General features: G+C 41.7%; 15 protein-coding genes and 1 riboswitch. Of the genes, 3 read left to right on the top strand and 12 right to left on the bottom strand.

Annotated elements, in window-relative coordinates; genetic code table 11:
* Nucleotides 1-26 precede the first annotated feature (26 nt).
* The 10 genes from Q7A53_RS13820 to Q7A53_RS13775 all read right to left on the bottom strand — a co-directional run bounded on the left by Q7A53_RS13820 (nt 27) and on the right by Q7A53_RS13775 (nt 8,152).
* Nucleotides 27-446 (bottom strand): YppG family protein, encoded by a 420-nt coding sequence (locus Q7A53_RS13820; protein ID WP_411789756.1) that lies wholly within the window; start codon nt 444-446, stop codon nt 27-29.
* Between the two features lie 96 nt (nt 447-542).
* Entirely contained in the window at nt 543-824 is a 282-nt protein-coding gene (locus tag Q7A53_RS13815; RefSeq protein ID WP_411789755.1) for a glutaredoxin family protein, read from the bottom strand.
* Between the two features lie 343 nt (nt 825-1,167).
* The gene (locus tag Q7A53_RS13810; RefSeq protein WP_411789754.1) at nt 1,168-1,956 is read right to left on the bottom strand and encodes a uroporphyrinogen-III synthase; all 789 of its coding nucleotides are present in this window, start codon (nt 1,954-1,956) and stop codon (nt 1,168-1,170) included.
* A 14-nt stretch (nt 1,957-1,970) separates the two neighbouring features.
* A complete protein-coding gene (locus tag Q7A53_RS13805; RefSeq protein WP_411789753.1) occupies nt 1,971-2,585 on the bottom strand; it encodes an NAD(P)-binding protein in 615 nt (204 codons plus the stop codon).
* A gap of 56 nt (nt 2,586-2,641) precedes the next feature.
* Nucleotides 2,642-3,385, bottom strand: a complete 744-nt coding sequence (locus tag Q7A53_RS13800) for a sirohydrochlorin chelatase (protein WP_411789752.1) — start codon at nt 3,383-3,385, stop codon at nt 2,642-2,644.
* A gap of 10 nt (nt 3,386-3,395) precedes the next feature.
* Nucleotides 3,396-4,172 carry a uroporphyrinogen-III C-methyltransferase gene (gene cobA / locus Q7A53_RS13795; RefSeq protein WP_411789751.1) on the bottom strand — a complete coding sequence of 259 codons (777 nt, stop codon included), beginning with the start codon at nt 4,170-4,172 and terminating at the stop codon, nt 3,396-3,398.
* A gap of 153 nt (nt 4,173-4,325) precedes the next feature.
* On the bottom strand, nt 4,326-5,054 hold the full coding sequence (locus Q7A53_RS13790) for a phosphoadenylyl-sulfate reductase (protein ID WP_411789750.1): 729 nt from the start codon (nt 5,052-5,054) through the stop codon (nt 4,326-4,328).
* Between the two features lie 105 nt (nt 5,055-5,159).
* Nucleotides 5,160-5,263: riboswitch (SAM riboswitch) on the bottom strand.
* A gap of 258 nt (nt 5,264-5,521) precedes the next feature.
* Complete coding sequence (abc-f, locus tag Q7A53_RS13785; protein ID WP_411789749.1) at nt 5,522-7,378, bottom strand: ribosomal protection-like ABC-F family protein; 1,857 nt, start codon at nt 7,376-7,378, stop codon at nt 5,522-5,524.
* Between the two features lie 141 nt (nt 7,379-7,519).
* Nucleotides 7,520-7,627, bottom strand: a complete 108-nt coding sequence (locus tag Q7A53_RS13780; protein ID WP_411789748.1) for an RAxF-45 family protein — start codon at nt 7,625-7,627, stop codon at nt 7,520-7,522.
* Between the two features lie 60 nt (nt 7,628-7,687).
* A complete protein-coding gene (locus Q7A53_RS13775) occupies nt 7,688-8,152 on the bottom strand; it encodes a MarR family winged helix-turn-helix transcriptional regulator (protein ID WP_411789747.1) in 465 nt (154 codons plus the stop codon).
* Nucleotides 8,153-8,347: 195 nt separating this feature from the next.
* Between Q7A53_RS13775 and Q7A53_RS13770 the strand changes: the two genes are divergently transcribed.
* Nucleotides 8,348-8,959, top strand: a complete 612-nt coding sequence (locus Q7A53_RS13770; protein ID WP_411789746.1) for a class I SAM-dependent methyltransferase — start codon at nt 8,348-8,350, stop codon at nt 8,957-8,959.
* 32 nt (nt 8,960-8,991) lie between these two features.
* Here Q7A53_RS13770 and Q7A53_RS13765 read toward each other — a convergent pair whose 3' ends face one another.
* Both Q7A53_RS13765 and Q7A53_RS13760 read right to left on the bottom strand, forming a co-directional pair.
* Nucleotides 8,992-9,372 (bottom strand): VOC family protein, encoded by a 381-nt coding sequence (locus Q7A53_RS13765; protein ID WP_411789745.1) that lies wholly within the window; start codon nt 9,370-9,372, stop codon nt 8,992-8,994.
* A gap of 718 nt (nt 9,373-10,090) precedes the next feature.
* Entirely contained in the window at nt 10,091-11,023 is a 933-nt protein-coding gene (locus Q7A53_RS13760; protein ID WP_411789744.1) for a YegS/Rv2252/BmrU family lipid kinase, read from the bottom strand.
* Nucleotides 11,024-11,279: 256 nt separating this feature from the next.
* Between Q7A53_RS13760 and Q7A53_RS13755 the strand changes: the two genes are divergently transcribed.
* The gene (locus Q7A53_RS13755; RefSeq protein WP_411789743.1) at nt 11,280-11,951 is read left to right on the top strand and encodes a hypothetical protein; all 672 of its coding nucleotides are present in this window, start codon (nt 11,280-11,282) and stop codon (nt 11,949-11,951) included.
* A 19-nt stretch (nt 11,952-11,970) separates the two neighbouring features.
* Nucleotides 11,971-13,299 carry an efflux RND transporter periplasmic adaptor subunit gene (locus Q7A53_RS13750; RefSeq protein ID WP_411789742.1) on the top strand — a complete coding sequence of 443 codons (1,329 nt, stop codon included), beginning with the start codon at nt 11,971-11,973 and terminating at the stop codon, nt 13,297-13,299.
* Nucleotides 13,300-13,374: the final 75 nt, after the last annotated feature.

The raw sequence follows: 13,374 nt of genomic DNA, 5'->3' as shown, positions 1-13,374 counted from the left end.
AAAAAAACAGCGCGCCCCGGCGCGCTTTATTTTATTCCTTTAACAAAGGAGCCAATTCCTTTCACAAGGGGAGAAACTTGCTGCACTGTCTTCATCACTTGACCGGTGGTTGACATCATTTTGTCAAAATCGAGTTCGCCATTTTCGTCATGAAAATAGTTCATAACCCCTTTAGGGATGCCGGCAGCTTTCTGACCTGCCGCGCCGGAACCTGGTTCAGTTTCAGTATATCCTTGATACCCGTAACCATACGTATATGGAGGTTGAGCAGTTGTATAGGGTGCTTGATTCCAGCCATAAGCGGTGTTGGAGTACCCCGGCTGGCCAGCAGCATTGGCGAAAGCCTGCTGATTAAATGAGTAAGGAGTATAACTATAATTAGGATAGTAACCCGAACGAAAAGTCGCGTAATTCCATCCATTCCCTTGGTTTTGATTCGAATACATAGGAGTTCCACCTTTAATGATTATTTACTTCAGCCTATGTTGAAATCAAAAAAAAGTGTAAAACAAAACACGTGATTTGGACCATCACTTGCTACCTTATGAGAAATTCATAGAATTTGTATCGAGAAAACGCTCCTCATACGGAATTCCTAAGGTGCGCCTTAGTTTTCTTTCCTGATACCCTAATATTTTCTCGTCATCAATAAAGGTTGCAGGAGTTCCATATACTTTCTTACTTTGCAGTTCTTTAAAATATTGTCTGTTCTCAGAAATATTCTTCTCTTGGTAATTAACTTCCCATTCTGACAATCTGGAAATCAGCTTGTCACAATTAGAACAGTCATTGCTTGTGTAAACCACTACCATTTGATCGCTCATAGCTGACCCTCCTCATCCTGCCTGCCTTAATTTAAAGCCAAGTTTATCTTTGTAATTTTACATTACCCTAATATTCCTGTAACAAAACCCCTTTTTTAGGTAAAAAGAAGCGTATCATTAGAACTCCTTTTCTTACCATTACTTTTCCAGCGGATTTATCGAGTTTTTAGATTCCCGATTGGTGAAAGAGACCAGCGAGTGATGTTTTCCTGTCGAAAGTATTTCTCTTCTCCCCTCCACCCTTGAAACGTTAAGCAGAACAGCGGTTCAAACAGAAGGAAAAAATATTGATCTGACAATTAAAACAGCCGCTGAAGCGAGACATTGTCCCTCAGCGGCTGTTTCATTTATAGTAATCGGCCAAAGTCATTACCATCGCACCCATCTTCGGCTGCTCAGGCTGTATAACACGCGTCAGCCCGTTTTTTTCCAATTCTTTCGCGGTAACTTTCCCCACCGCTACGGGTAATACATGTTCTTGAAAGGCTCTCACCAATTCTGATGGGTCTGATAAAGAGCGAAATAAGTTTTGCACCTGCGTTTTACTTGTAAACACAACTGCATCTAAGGCACGGTCGTAAATATGTTGAATGAGACTGTCCAGGATCTCATCTTCCGGCTTTTCATATTGATAGGGCTTAGATAAATATACCGTGTATCCAAGCTTCTCTAACGTTTCCTGTAAGGCAGCATCATCTTGATTATAGGCTTGCAAAAACACACGAGATCCTTTATGCTCCTGCTTAAATCCTTGGAACAAATTTTCCATCGTTCCATCCTCAGACGTAAGCAAGGGCTCCAGAGAATGCTCCTTCATCCAGCGCAGAGTTTTACTTCCTCTAACCGCAATACTAACTTGACTGAGCTTGTTCAGAAAACCCTCTTTTTCCTGGATGCTTTCTGCTGAATTTTCTAATGTTTTAGCCCCAATGCCCGTAGTGAGCACTGCCCAGTCAAACGGGAGTTGAATAAAGTCCTGAACATTATTCCTGCTGTCTGCTTCATTTAACAGCTGTTTACCCTGAATGGAAAATAATGAGCCAGTACCGCCTTGTTTCTCAATTAATTTCGTAATGGCTTCCCCTTGTCTCGAGGCAGCAATTCCAATTCGTCGTCCTTTTAACTTCTGCATTCTGTCTCCTCCTTTCAACAAAGGGTTTGCAGCCAATCCAGCATCTTCCTCTGGTATTCTTTAAGAAAGAATTGATCGGCAAGCAGTTCTTTCAGCAAATTTCTTTGCATTTCTTTTGAAAGCAGGGACTTCTTAATCAACTGCCTTGCTTCATATAAGAAATCCACGTATTCCTCGTACTTTTCATCATATTGCTTTTCAAGATCTGATTTAATCTGACGGGATAAATAAGGACTTGCTCCGTTAGTGGAAATAGAAATGGAGAGTCTTCCACGATTAAATTGAGCTGGAATCATCACATTACCTTTCTCAGCATTGGATGCGTCATTAATGAGAGCCCAATGAGGTGCCGCATCTCGCACGGCCTGATTTACTTCTTCGTGATTCGTGGCAATCACAATAAGTCCTGCGTCTGAGAGGTCTCGAGGTTCAAAGGTTTTTTTCTCCCATTTAATCATCTGCCTCTTCCTTAGCTTAAACAAATGACCTGTTAGCTCTGGGCTGATCAACGTAGGAATGACACCGCTCTCCACTAAGGTGTTGACCCTCTTTTCAGCAATTCGGCCGCCCCCGACCACTATGACTGACCTGTTAGTTAAATCTAATGTAACAGGGAGTGGCTTCGACATGTTTACTTCACCCGTTCTTCAGCATGATAAGGATTTATATGTAGTCTAACATACAATTAAAGCTGATTTTCAGGAGTTTGTCCAAGGGCTTGCATAACGCGGTCACGAAGCGCTTCTTGAATATTAGGATGGCTGCCTAAATGCTGACATAAAATAAACCGACCTCCGTAATCCTTAATCTTATCTTCCATTGAACGCATAAGCACGCCCGTAAACCAAAGATAAGGAACAATAAACACCTGCTGTTCCCCATCCTCATAAGATTTATGAACCGCTTCGTCAAAAGAAGGCTTCAAAACAGCAAGGAAGCAGCTCTCTACTCGTGCCACGTTTGTTTTCTGCTTTAGTTTTCTGCCAATTGTCTCGATCGCTTTTTTCGTGGCAGGGTTTTTGCTTCCCCGGCCAACTACCAGAATCTTAGCCGCAGATGAAGGTGTAATCTGGGTTTCTCTTATTCGTTCTGCCATAATGTCAATTAAACGCTCCTGAACTCCAAGCGGTTTCCCGTAAGTAAACGTGACATGCGGATAGATGTCTCTCAGCTGGTCTATTTCCTCTGGGATATCCTTATAATAGTGACCTGCAGCGAAAAGTAATACAGGTATCACAGCAATTTCATCTGCCCCCGCATTTACAAGTCGTTCAACGCCTTCTGGTATCCCGGGGTTCACAATTTCTAAAAAGCAGATTTGTTGAAGCGGAACGTTGACATCGGACTGGACGGACTGGATAAAATTTTCCGCCTGCTTCTTTGCCTCTTCTACACGACTTCCATGACTCACATATAAAACACTCTTCATTGTTTACCTCCTATCCAACCACCGCTTTTGCCGATGAGTCTTCTTCCAATGTTAACTGCTCAAACCATTGCAGCTTTTCTCTTAACCTGACCACTTCCCCAACGATAATCATGGATGGGTTCTTCAAATGTTTTGCTTCTTGAGTAATATTCGAAAGCGTCCCCGTTACCGTTTCCTGAACTTTAGTTGTGCCCCAGTGCACAAGAGCAATCGGGGTATCAGAAGAACGGCCATGACGGATCAGCTTGTCACAAATATCCGGAAGCTGTTTCACTCCCATATAAATACAAAGTGTATCCATACTCTTCGCTAAATGTTTCCAGTATTCCTCTGCATCGGCATCATTTTTTGCGACACCCGATACAAAAGCGACAGAAGAACTATAATCTCTGTGAGTCAGAGGAATACCCGCATAAGCCGGAGCTGCTGATCCAGAAGATATGCCTGGTACAATTTCGAAGGGGATCTTCTTAAGAGCGAGCTCTTCCGCTTCCTCTCCCCCTCTTCCGAAGATAAACGGGTCTCCGCCCTTCAACCTGGTGACGGTTTTTCCTTGATTGGCAAATTTGCAAAGTAAACGGTTGATGTCCTCCTGGGTTAACGAATGATTATTTGGGCTTTTCCCACAATACACCAATTCAGCTTCTGATTTCTTGTAGTCGAGAAGTTCCTTATTAATTAACCGATCATAAAGGATGACATCCGCTTTCTGAATGGCTTTCATTCCTTTAACTGTTATTAAATCCGGATCGCCCGGACCAGCACCTACTAGATATACTTTTCTCATACTTCCACCTCATCCTCATTGTTAAGTCCTAAACAAGCCACTTGCTGAGACAGCTATCCATAAAGTCTATGCCGTAAACAAGCCATTTTCTTCATCATTTACAGGGTTTTTTCCTTAAATCTACTATTAGCGGTAAGAAAGCAGAAAGGGGAATTAAATTCCCCCGCCGTGCAATCCACATTCCGTTTTGTCAAAACCGCTCCATCTTCCTTCTCTCGAATCCTCAGTATCTCCAGTTGGAAATGTACAAGGCATGCAGCCGATGCTAGGATACCCCTGATCATGTAATTCGTTGTATGGCAACCTGTTTACTCGGATATAAGACCATACTTCATCCCATGTCCAGTGAATAAGGGGGCATACCTTCAGGGACTTAAAGCGATCGTCCTTATTCACGAAGTCTGTTTTACTTCGGCTGACTGACTGTTCACGCCGCAATCCGGAAATCCATGCTGGAACACCTGTTAACGCATCTTCCAAAGGTTTAACCTTCCTAATATAACAGCACTGATTCGGCTGTCGTTCCCATAAAGCAGGTCCGTATTTCTCCCCTTGCTCTCCAATCGTTAATTCAGGCTTTTTCATCTGAATTCGGAGCTTAGGATACTTAGCTTTCATTTGGTCTATTAAATCATAGGTTTCCGGAAAATGAACCCCCGTGTCTAAAAATACAATTTCTGCATCCTCTTTTACCTTGGAAATCAAATCGATTAAGACAATTCCTTCCGCACCAAAGCTGCAGGCATAAACTACGGAATCACCGTAATTGTCATACGCCCATTGTAAAATGGTGGTGGCACCTTTTGTTTCATCTTCCGGTTCCCATCCCTTAAATGGATCGCCAGTAAAATGATCGTAGCTGACGCTGCTATTAGTTGTCATATTACTTCCCCTCCTAGCTGCAAGAGCTATAAAAATATTTCACCAATAAAAAATCCTCTTCTTGAGGACAAGAAGAGGATACTAAGTTTAGATAGTCATCGACTCTTCTTATCTACCAGACATTGGTCTGTAGGAGTTAGCACAGTGTTTCAAAAGAACCTGTTGCCGAAGCTTCAAAGGGCCTATCCCTCCACTTCTCTGGATAAGAAATGATCATATTTGATTAATGATGACTATCATAAGATGATCGAGCAGAAAAGTCAACAGGAGTTATAAGAAAATTTATATTCTTTAAAATATTATTCATGACGAATGCCTGGCGTGCCAGTAATTTTTACCAATTGCTAAAATTTATTAATTTTCCAGCAGGATCCGTAGCATATAAATCAGGGGTTTCACGGTTAATTCCACCGAGGAAGGTAAAACCTCGAATGAAAAAAGCAGACGAGGAAAACCCCCGCCTGCTTCTATGATTTATCCATCCACTCCTCATAAAGCTGTTCCACTTGCTGGGCCAGCCGCTCCTTTTGCTGGTGCAGACCTTCCAGCTCCATTCCTTTAGCTGCCTGGATCTCTTTATTAAGCTCGGAAAGCTGCGTTTCTAATGATTCAATTTGTTCTTCCGTTGTTTTCTCTTTTTGGATAGGTGGTGTTGGCTTCTCTTTCGTCGAAGCTTTTTCATACTCCAACTCTCGCTGCTCCTGTTCAAGCCATTTATCCCAGTGGTGTCTTGTTTCATTGTAAGTGCCAATATAACGGTGGAGCTTACCCTTCACCATATAGGACGTATGGGTAAAACACTGATTGAGAAAATAACGATCATGGGAAACTCCAACCACCGTCCCTTCGAATCCCCGAATGGCTTCTTCCAGCACTTCCTGAGATTCTATATCCAAGTGATTGGTAGGTTCATCAAGCACCAGCACATTAATTCCCTGATGCATAAATACGGCAAGCTTAAGCCGCATTCGTTCTCCCCCGCTCAGATGAGAAATCTTTTTGAACACATCATAGCCATAGAACATGAAAGCTGCCAGTTGATGACGGGCCTCCCCCTCTGTAACCCGGATATGAGTTCTAAAGTAGTCAATCATCCTTTGATCCGGGTCCGCTTCTTGGAGAGGGTTCTGAGGCAGGTAGCCGAACTCCACGGAAGGACCGATCTTAACAACCCCACTATCAGGTGCTTCCTGAGCTAGCAGCAGACGCAGCAGCGTGGATTTTCCGCAGCCGTTTCCCCCGACAAGCGCCAGCCGTTCTTTGTAGCGAATATGAACATCTACTCCAGATAAAATCATGCGGGATCCGTAAGATTTAGTGACCCCCTCCGCAACGAGAACATCTTTGCCAGTACGACTGCTGGCATCCAGGGACAAGTTCATCGTTTTTGGATCGATGACTGGTTTATCCATCTTTTCCATCCGTGCTAGCGCCTTTTCCATACTTTTCGCTTTCTTAAAAAGTTTAGGGTTAGGTGGATTGGCTTCATTAGCCCATTGTCGAAGCCGTTTGATTGCTTCTTTCATTTTTTTAATCTTCTTTTGCTGTTCTTGATATTGATGAAATTCAGCTATTAATTTCTCTTCTTTCTGCTTTTCATAGGAAGAATAGTTTCCTTGAAAACAATCAATCTCTCCGGATTCCAATTCCATAATTTCTGTTACCGTATGATCAAGGAAGGATCGATCATGAGAAACCATGCAGACTGCACCGTTATATTGTTGAATGTATCTTTCCAGCCACTCTATGGCCTGCAGATCTAAATGGTTAGTAGGCTCATCAAGTAACAGGACATCGGGCTTTTCCAGCAAAATTTTTGCCAGACCCAGCTTTGTCTTTTCGCCCCCGCTGAAATCAGCGAATGACTGGTTAAGCAAAGGCTTGATCTGTAATCCATTAGCCACCTGGTCAATCAACGCATCCATTTCATAGCCGCCTTCTCTGGTAAAGCATTCTTGCAGCTCCCCGTATTTCTTAAGGGCAGCATCCATCTGTTCAGGATCGACCATGGCTGCTTCCAGCTGTTTCATATCCTGAAGCATCTTTAACAGAGAGTCGAATGCGGATTGCAAGTATTCATAGCCTGTCTGACTTCCTTCTTCAGGAATTTGTTTCAGGTAACCAATGGTCAACCCTTTTTGAATAAAAATGTCCCCGCCATCGACTGGTTCCTCTTTCGTCAATATCCGGAACAGGGTAGATTTGCCGCTGCCATTGCGGCCGACAAGCCCCGTTTTCTGGCCGGGCTTAAGCTCAAAGTTCAATGATTCGAATAGTTCATCTCCACCAATGATTTTATATATGTTTTTTAACGTAATAAGCATAAAAAGTTCCTCCTAAAGGTTCAAAAGTTTCCGTCCAGACTGAACAGAAAGACAAAAAAAGCCAGAGGTCTAGTTACCTCTGACTTGAAATGATAAAAAATATCACATTTTGTTCAGGTATAAGACGCTACACATTGTTCACTATTCAACTGTAAAATTGGACAGACCTGTCCCTAAAACAGTTGATTCATGAAAAATTGCACGGATGAAATATAACTTCTGCTGATCAATCACGTGCGTGTGTATCATCTTTATACCCCCTTTTTCCTTTAGAATTAGTTACAGTATAACTTGAATTCAGAAAATTTGCTACCCTTTTTGTTCTTCCGCATACATGCCGAGTTTTTTCAGCAGCTGAATAGCCTGGTTCTTTTCATCATCAGAAAGTCCTGCGGTAATAGCTTCGATTTGCTTCCAATGATCAGGGAAGATTCCGTTTAACAGCTCTCTTCCTTTTTCGGTAATGGAAGCAAAGGTAATCCTGCGATCTTCTGGGTGAGGGAGGCGCACTAAGTATTCTTTTTTCTCTAATTTGTCTACTACATACGTAATGCTTCCGCTTGCAAGAAGTATCTTTTCACCTATTTTTTGAAGTGGCTGATCTCCCTGATGATACAACAGCTCGAGGACTCCAAATTCAGTAGGATTCAAATTATACCGCTGTATGTCGTCCTTCACTAAATCAGAAATGGATCGCTGTGCTTTCGATAAAACAACAAAAAGCTTTAAAGAAGGATCCTGCTTTTTCTTAAGGTATAATTCTTGTTCATTCATCACCTTCGCACCCCTTTCTTAGTAGTTGATAGTCAAAAGTTTAAAAGATTGTTCTGCATGCCTTTCCTGGCTACTCTTAGTAAATTCCAGGTTCTTACCTCGTTGTCTTTCAACTTTGGTATATGATTTAAAGTGTGTCATAATTTAATTAGTACGATTCTCTATTTTATCACATAGAAAGCGGTGACACGAAAATTGGTAGAAGATACTGGAGAACGAGTAATTCCTGCTTTTATGAAACCTACTAATAATCTTCTCCTGGAACATATAGCAAGATACCAGTTCGCTCTTCATTATATGCGAGGTAGAGTTCTGGACCTTTCCTGTGGATCAGGCTATGGAACCCATATGATAGCAAAGCAGTGTAAAGAGGATATCGACGAAATCGTCGGGGTAGATATCGATCCAGACATTATCACCTATGCGAGAGGGGCCTATTACCATCCTAAATCACGATTTGAAGCAGCAGATGCCATTGAACCGGCGCTGGTCGATAAACTCGGAACTTTTGATGTGATCGTGAGTTTTGAAACTTATGAGCATATTTCTGAAGAAAAAGCACTGTTGGATAATTATTATCGTTTGTTGAACAAGGGAGGTACGCTCCTCGTTTCCACACCGTTTGGAGAAGGACGCGGCATTGATTGTGGTTCCCCTTTTCACGTGCACCAGCTTAAGCCAGAGGAATTTCATGAATTATTCAAGCCTTATTCAGCTTGTGAATTCTATTACCAGAAGGGTGTTCTTATTGAACCTCGCAGAGAAGGGGTTTATTATCCACTAGGAATCGCTTTATGTAAGAAATAAGAAAGAGCCGTTTGCAGCACGACGGCTCTTTCTTATGAAACTTCCCCGCAAACCATCACAGCATGGCCATCCGGATCTTCAATATTAAACCAGCCAAAGGCACCGTGTTCTTCCATTTCCCTCACCACAGTAACCCCCTGAGCTGTCAAGTCGGCATACGTCTTCTTTAAATCATTGGACAGAAAATTAAATACCGGCGTATGAATTTTTTCAAATTTATAATGAGGATCGTTGCAATGATCGTCGATCGTTAAATAAACTCCTTCCTTCAGCGGAAGCGTATAGACTGGTGATTCCACTTTCTCGTCTTCAAAAGGAAGATTCAGCAGCCAGCTATACCAGGCGGCCGACCTCTTTAAGTTCTTCGTATGAATGAAAACTCCATGAACTCCAGCTTTTAATGTTTGTTCCATCGTTTACTCTCCTCTCCCTATTCTCCAACCATGGGTTCGACAACTATTTCTGTAAATAATATGGAAAATCCTTCTTGTCGATAAAAATAGTTTTAAGTGTAAAATTGACGAAATGGTACAGGATTCAATTAAAGGGCCGTTTAAAAACAGAGTAAATTGGAACATAGAGGTACTAGCAGACCTCCAAAGTACAAGTAACTTTAAAATTTGCAGCTTAGAAAGGTTTCAATTATTAGGGGGATAGGTTGAAGCTATAGAGGAGAAAGAGAAGGACAGGACTTATCACAGGGGGAGGTCATTTAATAATTTTCCTTCCTTCTCTTTCCATGAAGTATAACAGGGCATGCTTTTTGTCGAAATATCTCATAGGTAAAATAAGTAAATATCCCCCTATCTTTCACTTAATGGATGACTTTGGAAATCCAATATCCATCTGGTGTTCCTCCAAGGTTTTTCATTCATTTTTGCTAATATAAATAGCCTTTAGTCCTAATCGCTAACAAGCGGAGACCTTTTCCATAAAATCGGTACCATTGCTGAGTATGATCCGGAACCGCTTCAACTTCACTTTCGCTATCAGCGAATATGAAATAATCCCCCGGAAGAACGCAGTTGCTGCTTTCTTCCGGGGGATCAAGGCAAGTCATAGGATGCCGCTTTTGTCATTTGAATTATTTCACGTTCATTCTTCCTGCTGTTCGTTCTAATGCAGCGTGGATTACTGCCCTTCTTCTCTTCCCCCTAACTGCAAGGCATTGGTACCGCCACCTAAAAAAGTAAAATGATTCGACAGCACTTCAATGGAGGAAGGTGCTTCCCCTTTAATTTCACCGTCCATATCCACATCTTGACTAGGATTTGCTTCGATTTCTATCCGCTGTCCCTGCATATGAGAAAGCTCCTGAAAATTACGATTTTCCGCTCCGGGCTGCCCCATCATTAATAACTCTCTAAATACAGTAAGATTTGAGTTCTTAACAATTAACACGTCAAATTTTCCATCCTGAAGATTAATCGAAGGAATAGGAATTTCTCGCGTTCCAATAAATTGACCATTTAAGACTAATATCATGACCGCTTCACCCGAAATTTCCTCCTCGTCCACCTTCAGTTTAAATGAGAAAGGCTCTGCCTGGTTCATCGTTTTTAATGCACTAATAAAATAGCTGAGCACGCCAAATTTACTCTTTTGATCTTTATCGATATTAAAGGAAGTTTGAGTCACTAGACCAATGCCCCAGAAATTAAGAAAGTATCCGGCGTTTGTTTTTCCTGCATCTATGGTATGTTCTTTTCCTTGAATAATGGCTCTTGCTGCTTGCTCCATGTTTTGAGGAATATCCAGGATCCGGCTGAAGTCATTACAAGTACCTCCTGGAAGGATTCCTATGACAGGAAGGTTATCCATTTCTGCTAGACTGTTAATACACTCGTGAATAGTCCCGTCTCCCCCAAGAATGAACAGCACATCCACCTCCCGGGCGCGACTGGAACATACTTGTTTTAATTCTTCCAGCGACTTTGTCTGCAAAACACTTAATTCCTTCACTTCCTGCGTTAAGATCGGTAATGTTTGAGAAAGTTTGGCTTCTAAGTCATCACTTCCCGCATTCCCATTATAAATAAATAAACCTTTGTTGTACCTTGGCATACATCCTCTTCCTTTCCGTTCCCTTCTACCTCTATGATTACCTTCTTCAGGTAAATTGAAACTCTCTGAGAATCTAGCTGGTCTTGAAAAGAAGAGCAAGAGTAAGCATGTCTGTATTTTACAAAGAAAGGAAGAGATATTCTGCTAATCTTTCATTTTTCGCTTTTTTCCAACAAATAGCAGGTTCGTCTAGCAAGGAGTGACAAATTCAGTTAAAATAGGTTAAGACTAGACACAGAAAAAAAGGATGGACAGCATGACCTATTCGGTTAATTTATTGAAATTGTTTTTTCGCCGAAGTGATCATTTATTTAAATTAAATGAGGCGGAACGAATTAAAAATGTATATAATCTGTTATTTTTCCTGCTTCTATTAACGATTCTTACATATGTATGGACTTCCTGGATAGGACTTGGCACCGATCCGGTATCAGCAAATATGTCCGACTTTAACCGGATCGATTATGAATTCAGAAAAACCTGGTTTCTGATTGGCCGCGTTGCCTATTCTCTAGTATTCTTTATTTTTATTCTTTATATTTCATCATTCTTCTTCTGGCTCTTTAATAACGTCTCTTATAAGAAGTTGATGATTGTCCAGATGAATGTGCTTTTGCTTATGCTTCTCGAACGAATAACTTGGATACCTTTAATGGTATACGCCGGACTGGACTGGTACGTCTCACCTTTCTCATTCGGCATTATAACTTCCTACTTTACCAGCCAGGACTGGATCATTTACTTCTTCGGGGCCATTTCTATTTTCCAGTTATTTATTGTATGGTATCAAGTTAAGTGTATCTCTTATATGTCTTCCACCAAGATTGGCTGGATCTGGACCGGAGCTGTCATCTGGCATTTGGTGATTTGGGCAGGAACAGCAGCACTCTCCTACTATGACCTGTTTATACTCTACTTAATCAGGTAAGAAAGCCGAGGTCGTAAGGATGAAAAAGAAAAACTATTTAGGAAGAATTATTGGATTATGTATGATCGCTTTAATTACTGCCAATGCTCTATTAATCTACTTTGACAATCACGGCAAAGTCGAGCGGAAATCTTACATAAACCAATGGTCGAAAACCATTACATACAATCTTTATAATACTTTCAAAGCAAAGGGAGTATTCGCATCGGATGATTCGAATGAGGTTTACTTCGATGACCAAGTTGGAGCCTTTCAGAAGTTTCTCGTAACAGAAGGTGATTCTGTTCAAGAAGGTGATGATCTCTACACCTATGAAGTAGTGGATTACAATCAACAACACACAGAGCTCGAGTCGAAGATTAGCCAGCTTGAGGATGAACGGGATGCACTAGATTCCTATATAAATGAGATGGAAAGCATTGATATTCCAGAGCCAAATGGACCTTCAAGTTCCACTTCAAGCTTTCCATCCGCACCCGGATCTTCATCTGCAAATTCAAGCAGTGAATTCAGCCAGTTTAATAGCTCGGCGAACAGCATTCCCAGTTCCTCCAGTTCTGCCAATGGAAACAGGGCAGCTTATGCTCAGGCAAAAGTAGAGAAACAGAAAGCAATTGCTGAAAAGGAACTCGAGATGTCACAGAAGGAAGCCATGATCTCCATGGTAGAGGATCAGCTTGATCAACTTGAGGAGTCTGGTCAGACCATCACGGTTACCAGCCCATTTTCCGGAACTGTAACGAATATTTCAAAGGATTTGAATGATCCTTTGCTCACGATGCAATCCACTAACCTCTTGGTTAAGGGAGAACTCAATGAAGAAAAACGGGCAGAAACCGAAGAAAACATGACGGCCAGGATCGATGTTCCTGATTTGGAACTTCATATGACAGGGTCCGTTTCTTCCCTTCACAGCTTTCCTAAAGATGTGAAGGTGCACCGCTCCAGTTCATATCCTTTTGAAGTAACCTTAGACCAGCCGAACAACCAATTACTGCCCGGCTATCATGCGAACCTGGAAATCATTACTGATGAAGCGAAAGGAGCAGTCGCAGCTAAGGAAGATGCGTTAATTACGAAAAAGAACCTTTATGCGTGGGTCATGAATGATGAAGGACTCCTTGAAAGACGCGCAGTGGAAACAGGAATTACCGAGAATGGTCTAGTGGAAATTAAACAAGGACTTAAAGATGGCGAATGGCTTGCTTATACACCTAAAGATGAATTCAGAAAGCAAGCCACTTTTATCACCCCGATTAAATTGAAAGAACTCTATGTAAAGGACCTTTTCGAACCAAAGACAACCACGATAAAAACCTATGGCCTGCTCGGTTTACTGGCCAGGTAGTTGAAAGCCGCTATGGAGAACCATAGTGGCTTTCCTCTCTCATCCGCGTAAATAAATTTGATTTAAAGGAACGAT

Source organism: Halobacillus rhizosphaerae (genome assembly GCF_046719735.1).
In the GTDB taxonomy this organism is placed as follows: domain Bacteria; phylum Bacillota; class Bacilli; order Bacillales; family Halobacillaceae; genus Halobacillus_B; species Halobacillus_B rhizosphaerae.
The sequence above is the reverse complement of the archived record's forward strand: the minus strand, read 5'-3'. Positions and strand labels throughout refer to the sequence as shown.

What these genes read in the sequence shown, in the direction of transcription:
- Q7A53_RS13820 (WP_411789756.1), bottom strand. Translation starts at nt 446, where the DNA reads ATGTATTCGAATCAAAACCAAGGGAATGGATGGAATTACGCGACTTTT.
- Q7A53_RS13815 (WP_411789755.1), bottom strand. Translation starts at nt 824, where the DNA reads ATGAGCGATCAAATGGTAGTGGTTTACACAAGCAATGACTGTTCTAAT.
- Q7A53_RS13810 (WP_411789754.1), bottom strand. Translation starts at nt 1,956, where the DNA reads ATGCAGAAGTTAAAAGGACGACGAATTGGAATTGCTGCCTCGAGACAA.
- Q7A53_RS13805 (WP_411789753.1), bottom strand. Translation starts at nt 2,585, where the DNA reads ATGTCGAAGCCACTCCCTGTTACATTAGATTTAACTAACAGGTCAGTC.
- Q7A53_RS13800 (WP_411789752.1), bottom strand. Translation starts at nt 3,385, where the DNA reads ATGAAGAGTGTTTTATATGTGAGTCATGGAAGTCGTGTAGAAGAGGCA.
- cobA (WP_411789751.1), bottom strand. Translation starts at nt 4,172, where the DNA reads ATGAGAAAAGTATATCTAGTAGGTGCTGGTCCGGGCGATCCGGATTTA.
- Q7A53_RS13790 (WP_411789750.1), bottom strand. Translation starts at nt 5,054, where the DNA reads ATGACAACTAATAGCAGCGTCAGCTACGATCATTTTACTGGCGATCCA.
- abc-f (WP_411789749.1), bottom strand. Translation starts at nt 7,378, where the DNA reads ATGCTTATTACGTTAAAAAACATATATAAAATCATTGGTGGAGATGAA.
- Q7A53_RS13780 (WP_411789748.1), bottom strand. Translation starts at nt 7,627, where the DNA reads ATGATACACACGCACGTGATTGATCAGCAGAAGTTATATTTCATCCGT.
- Q7A53_RS13775 (WP_411789747.1), bottom strand. Translation starts at nt 8,152, where the DNA reads ATGAATGAACAAGAATTATACCTTAAGAAAAAGCAGGATCCTTCTTTA.
- Q7A53_RS13765 (WP_411789745.1), bottom strand. Translation starts at nt 9,372, where the DNA reads ATGGAACAAACATTAAAAGCTGGAGTTCATGGAGTTTTCATTCATACG.
- Q7A53_RS13760 (WP_411789744.1), bottom strand. Translation starts at nt 11,023, where the DNA reads ATGCCAAGGTACAACAAAGGTTTATTTATTTATAATGGGAATGCGGGA.
- Q7A53_RS13755 (WP_411789743.1), top strand. Translation starts at nt 11,280, where the DNA reads ATGACCTATTCGGTTAATTTATTGAAATTGTTTTTTCGCCGAAGTGAT.
- Q7A53_RS13750 (WP_411789742.1), top strand. Translation starts at nt 11,971, where the DNA reads ATGAAAAAGAAAAACTATTTAGGAAGAATTATTGGATTATGTATGATC.